General features: G+C 67.2%; 6 protein-coding genes. 2 read left to right on the top strand and 4 right to left on the bottom strand.

The window, feature by feature from the left end; genetic code table 11:
* The 3 genes from ABT300_RS41455 to ABT300_RS41445 all read right to left on the bottom strand — a co-directional run.
* A partial coding sequence (locus ABT300_RS41455; RefSeq protein ID WP_351687609.1) for a hypothetical protein occupies positions 1–1,267 on the bottom strand: 1,267 nt, incomplete at its 3' end.
* 191 nt (positions 1,268–1,458) lie between these two features.
* Positions 1,459–1,935 carry a GNAT family N-acetyltransferase gene (locus tag ABT300_RS41450; protein WP_351687606.1) on the bottom strand — a complete coding sequence of 159 codons (477 nt, stop codon included), beginning with the start codon at positions 1,933–1,935 and terminating at the stop codon, positions 1,459–1,461.
* Complete coding sequence (locus ABT300_RS41445) at positions 1,932–2,348, bottom strand: hypothetical protein (RefSeq protein WP_351687612.1); 417 nt, start codon at positions 2,346–2,348, stop codon at positions 1,932–1,934. Before ABT300_RS41445 ends, ABT300_RS41450 begins: the two co-directional genes overlap by 4 nt.
* Before the next feature lie 70 nt (positions 2,349–2,418).
* On the opposite strand from ABT300_RS41445, the gene ABT300_RS41440 reads away from it, so the two are divergent.
* Together ABT300_RS41440 and ABT300_RS41435 are read left to right on the top strand one after the other, a co-directional pair.
* Complete coding sequence (locus ABT300_RS41440; protein ID WP_351687603.1) at positions 2,419–3,378, top strand: helix-turn-helix domain-containing protein; 960 nt, start codon at positions 2,419–2,421, stop codon at positions 3,376–3,378.
* A gap of 406 nt (positions 3,379–3,784) precedes the next feature.
* A complete protein-coding gene (locus ABT300_RS41435) occupies positions 3,785–4,300 on the top strand; it encodes a MarR family winged helix-turn-helix transcriptional regulator (protein ID WP_351687600.1) in 516 nt (171 codons plus the stop codon).
* Positions 4,301–4,375: 75 nt separating this feature from the next.
* Here ABT300_RS41435 and ABT300_RS41430 read toward each other — a convergent pair whose 3' ends face one another.
* Positions 4,376–4,801, bottom strand: a complete 426-nt coding sequence (locus tag ABT300_RS41430; RefSeq protein ID WP_351687597.1) for a PPOX class F420-dependent oxidoreductase — start codon at positions 4,799–4,801, stop codon at positions 4,376–4,378.
* Between the last annotated feature and the right edge of the window lie 65 nt (positions 4,802–4,866).

Below are 4,866 nucleotides of genomic sequence, written 5' to 3'. Positions count from 1 at the left end.
CGTCTTTGGCGTCCAGGAGGCAGTCGCCGGCCCCCATCAAGGTGCCGAACTGACTGACTACGTCAGGTTGGCCTTCGGGTTTCTTTGACGTGGATGCGTCGTCGACCGTCGCCCGTGTCGCCCGGGCGAGTCCCGCTCCTCCTTCCTTGGCGGACGCGGAATTCACCGCCTTCTGTGCGATGCCCTCGATCCACTTCTTGTCGGCGCTGAGGGCGGGCATGAAGGCCAACAGCGTACCCAGGAGAACATCGAAGGCGACTGCGCTGCCGTCCATATGGCCGTGAAGCCGGGCAGATTTCATTTTCTCGTTGACAGTGACGCTCCCGGCCTTCGCCCCCGCAATGATCCTCTGCCCCTGTGTCATCCAGAACACGTTGCGAATGACGGTGATGGAGTCACCACTACCGAGGAGGACGTCCCTGCCGGTTAAGGTGACCCCACTCGGAAGACGGTCGAGCCGAATCGGATATGCCATACCGTTGACCATGTTGAGGGTGACTTCCTTGCCGTCGCCGTCGGCGCAGGCGGAGAAGGAGTTGTCACCGACGGCGGTACTGGCCTTGGCGACGACAGTGCCGCTCGGTTTGTCGCACTTGAGATCTGGTGGGATCGCGAAGAGGTCCTTGACGATAGCGACCGCCGAGGCGGTGATGAGTTTCTCAAAGTAACCCATGACCGTGGTGCCGGCGTCGGCTGCCATCTTTATTCCGCGGCCGGCTATATGCAGGAGCTGCTCTCCCGGCTTCACGAAGAACGTCCTGAACAGAGAGAAGTGCGGTGCCGTGCCCGTCACACGGTGCGTTCTCGGATCTGCTGCCGCATCGAGCAGCGGGAACCAGGCGCCCAGGCCGGAGTCGAAGACCATGATGCCGATCTGCTTGGCCGTTACACCACGGGGCAGCTTTTTGGAGTCGTACGACAAGCTGACGCGGCCCCGCGCAAGGGCGCCTCGGGTGGTCGATATCTCCACAGGAGCACCCAAGCCGGCCACGCCGAGGTGTTTGTCGGTGGGACCGGTGTCCACCTCAGAGAGTTCCCGGAACCGTACTTCGGTTCCGTTCCTTGCGCCCTCTCGCGGAACGGTGACTGTGACACGCTGCTCGCCGGCCTCTCCGCTGACTTCTCCGCCTTCTGCGCCCACGGTCGCGGTGGAATCGTCTGATGGGCTCTCGCCGGTGCAACCGCCGAGCAACAGGGTCATCACGGTGACCGCGATCAAGACGGCGGTGCGAACTGGGTGATGCTCCCGTTGCTGCATGAACTGCATGTGACCCCTGGGTGATCGGTCCCGTGCGAGCGAGTGGAAGCATTCTGCACTGACGCGAATCGCCTGAACAACCCCTTCTACGACAAACAGTGACGCTCAGTCAGAATCGGGTCGGCCGCCCCGCTCCAATTGCTCGCCGGCGCCTTTGGTCTCAGCCGCGCTGACGAAGCGTTTGACCGTGTGAGCCATGGTCAAGATCTGTGGATCGAACCAGGCTGAGGCGGCTTGGCGGACATCCTGATCTTGATGTCGCTCTCGCCGTGACGAGTGACTTCGTGCAGGCCCAGTCGCCGGTAGAAGGCTTGGGCCCGCTGGTTGACGACGAGGACGTCCAGGGTGAGGTCCCGGGCCTGCTGGCGAGCCTCGTGCAGGAGGCTGCGGATGAGCCGACTGCCGATGCCGCGTCCCTGGTGGTCGGGGTGGAGCTCGATCCGCGACAGGTAGATCTCCGTCGGCCGACGCTCGACGTGGAGCACGCCGGCATCGGTGCCGTCGGCGGTGACGATTTGCCAGTGCCCGGGGCTGAACACGCGGGCGTGGATGTCGCGTTGGATCTGCTCGTCCCATCCCCAGATGGCCGTGACGTAGGCGCCCATGGCGGCTTGGTGTAGTTGGAAGCAGTACTCGTTGTCCGCGGAGGTGGTCGGCCGCAGGCCGATGGCCGTCATGCCGCCCGCTCCGTGGGCCGTTCGATCAGTCGGCCGCCTTCGAAGCGCGCTCCGGCGCGGACGAGGGCCCCGAGGAGAGGTGCGCTCACGGCCCGCCACCTATGCTGGGCGGACTCGAACTCGGCTATATAGGCGTTGACTTCGACCTCCAAGGCGGCGGCGAGCATCCGCGCGGCGCCCTCACGGACGATCTCGTCGTTTGAGACGCCGCTGTCGTCCAGGAAGTTGGCGATGGTACCGGTTGTCTGGTTGTTGGTCCACGATCCGTTGGCCGTCCAGGGGATGCGGCAACGGGTGCAGTGCCACATGGGAATCGAAGTGCCGGTGTCCTTCTGACCGCTGAAGGCGCAGAAGTAGCCGTAACTGACACTTGGGGCGCTGTGGTTGACCAGTGCCTCCGAGTGACCGAGCATGCCCTGGCCTTCGGCGCCGGGCGGCGGGAGTCTTGTACGAAGACGCCATCGCGGCGGGGGAGCCTCAACAGTGACCGCATCGATCGACCGCCCCGGCGAATACACCGGGCGTCCGGCCCCACCCCTGCACGGCATCGTCATCCGCTATCGGGGCCACCGCATGGCGGCGGCGAGGCCCGCGCGGGTCACTCTTCCCTCGGCGGCCGTCACACTGCTCCTGGCTTGGGGGCAGCCGCTGACCGTCCACAGCGGTCCCGAGCAGGGAGTGCCGTCCGCTTCGTGGCCTGCGATGGTCGCGGGTCTGCAGACCGCCCCCGTGCTGGCGGGCTTCGACGGCTCCGGGTATGCCGTCGAGATCGAGCTCACGCCGCTCGGCGCGTATCGGCTGCTGAGCCTTCCCCTGCACCACCTGGCGAAGACGATCATCGACCCGGACCACGTCATGGGAGCCGGCTGGGCCGCGAACGCCGCCGACCAGCTGGCCGCCGCACCGCACTGGCCCCGTCGCTGGCAGATTCTCGACGCCCTGCTCACCCGGCGGCTCCGCGACGGGACGCCTCCTTCGCCTGCCGCAGCCGAGGCATGGGCTCTGCTGCGCGACCGTGGCGGCGCCGTGTCCTTACGCGAGCTGACGCTGGCCACCGGCCTCGGTCGGCGCCGCGTACAGGGGTTGCTGCGGGAGCACATCGGGCTGCCTGCTCAGACCCTCTCCCGCATCCTCAGGTTCCACCGAGCCCTGGCCGCGGCGTCGACCGACGTGAACTCGCTCGCCGACCTGGCCGGCCTGGCGGGATACCACGACCAGGCGCACATGAACCGAGACTTCCGGGCCCTCTCCGGACAGACACCACGAGAACTGCTCGACATCATGCGCCGAACACCGGCACGGAACAGCAAGGGGCACATCCAGTCCTTCAACGACTTCGGGCTCCGGGCTGCGCAGATCGCCCCGCAAGGCGACGCTCAGGTCAGTGCATGGGCACGGGAGCGTGACCCGCGGCGGGGGAGCGCGGTCGCGGCGCGGGTCTGACGAGACATGGAGACCGGTTCGCATGTTCATACTGCGTGACCAGGCTGGGGGTAGAGAGCTGCCCTCCGATCGAGCGGGCGGGGGCCGAGGCGGCCGAGTGCGGCGAGGATCTGGAGGCGTCGAGTACGCGCACCATCCCCATCCTTCTGCATCTTCGAGACGCCCGAGGACGGCGCCGAGGTGTTCTCCCTTATGAGCGAGAGCACGCTGACCGGCATGCCGCCGTCCGCACATCGCCAGCGGGTCACGCTCGGCACATGGCAAGCCCTCTGCCGTCACCGACCGGCTGAGACCTGGGCCCCAGCCCGCCCGCAGCGGTGTCGACCCCCTGGCATTCGCCGAGAGTCCCGGTACCGGTGATCTACGATTAACCGTCGATGGAAGATAATTCTTTGGAAGGTGAGTGATGGCCGGCGCCGATCTGAAGCTGCTGTACCGGGAGCTGGTCTCGCTGGAGATCGAGTTGTGGGACGGCATCGAGGGGCGGTTGCGGGCGGAGTACGACCTGGCGCTGACCTCGTTCGAGGTGCTGCACCTGCTGTTGCGGCGGCCTGGGCGGCGGGTCCAGGACATCGCGGAGGAGTTCTCGATCACGGTGGGCGGCACGAGCAAGGTCGTCGACCGTCTGGAGGCGGCGGGCCTGTGCGGGCGGCGGGCCAATCCGAACGACCGCCGTTCCTCGATCGTCGACCTCACCCCTGAGGGGCGGAAGCTGGTGGACGGGGCGCTGAAGGTCTTCGAGGAGGAGCTGGAACTGCGGATCGGGTCGGTGATTCCCGAGGAGTCGGTACGCGAGGTGACCGCGGTCCTCACCGCGCTGCGGGCGGCCGGACGTGCTCTGGACGCGGAGCGGAAGGCCGCGGGTCAGACGCCGGTTCCGGCGATGCGGGCGCCGAAGCAGCATGGTCGGCCGGCCTCGTGAGCCAAGGCGTCCCGGTCCTTGGCCACGGAGCGGGCGACTGTGGTCGCCTGCCCCGTCCCAGCGCCCCGTTGCCGTTCAGTCGGCGATGCCGTCGAAAGCGATGACTTTGTCGATGTGTGCGCGGACGAGGAGGTTGCCGGGGCCGCCGTTGCGGGCGGCGTACTCCTGGGTGCGGTCTTCGCCCATGTAGCGGGCGCCGAGAAGGCCGCCCCAGTGCAGCATCTCGTCGGGGTTCGCCGAAGTGTCGGCGTGTCCTTGGAGGATGACGAACGCGTAGGGCCGGCGGTCGTCGTCGACGCAGAGGGCGAAACGTCCGTCGCGGGCGAGGTTGCGGCCCTTGACGCCGTTCTTCTCGGTGGTGAGCACGATGTCGTCGCCGTCGAGGAGGAACCAGATCGGTGTGACGTGCGGGCTGCCGTCGGCTTTGACGGTCGACAGCTTGCCGGTGCGCGTGCCGCGCATGACGAACGCCCGCCACTGCGCGTCGGTCATCTTCCGCATGCGATGCCTTTCACTCTCGTGGAGCTGTTCGCCTGCCCCCGAGGCCGGTCGGCCTCGGGGGCGCA

The organism is Streptomyces sp. NPDC001027 (assembly GCF_040299045.1).
Taxonomy (GTDB): Bacteria; Actinomycetota; Actinomycetes; order Streptomycetales; family Streptomycetaceae; genus Streptomyces.
This window is presented reverse-complemented; position numbering and strand designations above follow the sequence as displayed.

Coding starts and splice junctions, on each gene's coding strand:
- ABT300_RS41435 (WP_351687600.1), top strand. CDS start 3,785: ATGGCCGGCGCCGATCTGAAGCTGCTGTACCGGGAGCTGGTCTCGCTG.
- ABT300_RS41430 (WP_351687597.1), bottom strand. CDS start 4,801: ATGCGGAAGATGACCGACGCGCAGTGGCGGGCGTTCGTCATGCGCGGC.
- ABT300_RS41445 (WP_351687612.1), bottom strand. CDS start 2,348: ATGCTCGGTCACTCGGAGGCACTGGTCAACCACAGCGCCCCAAGTGTC.
- ABT300_RS41450 (WP_351687606.1), bottom strand. CDS start 1,935: ATGACGGCCATCGGCCTGCGGCCGACCACCTCCGCGGACAACGAGTAC.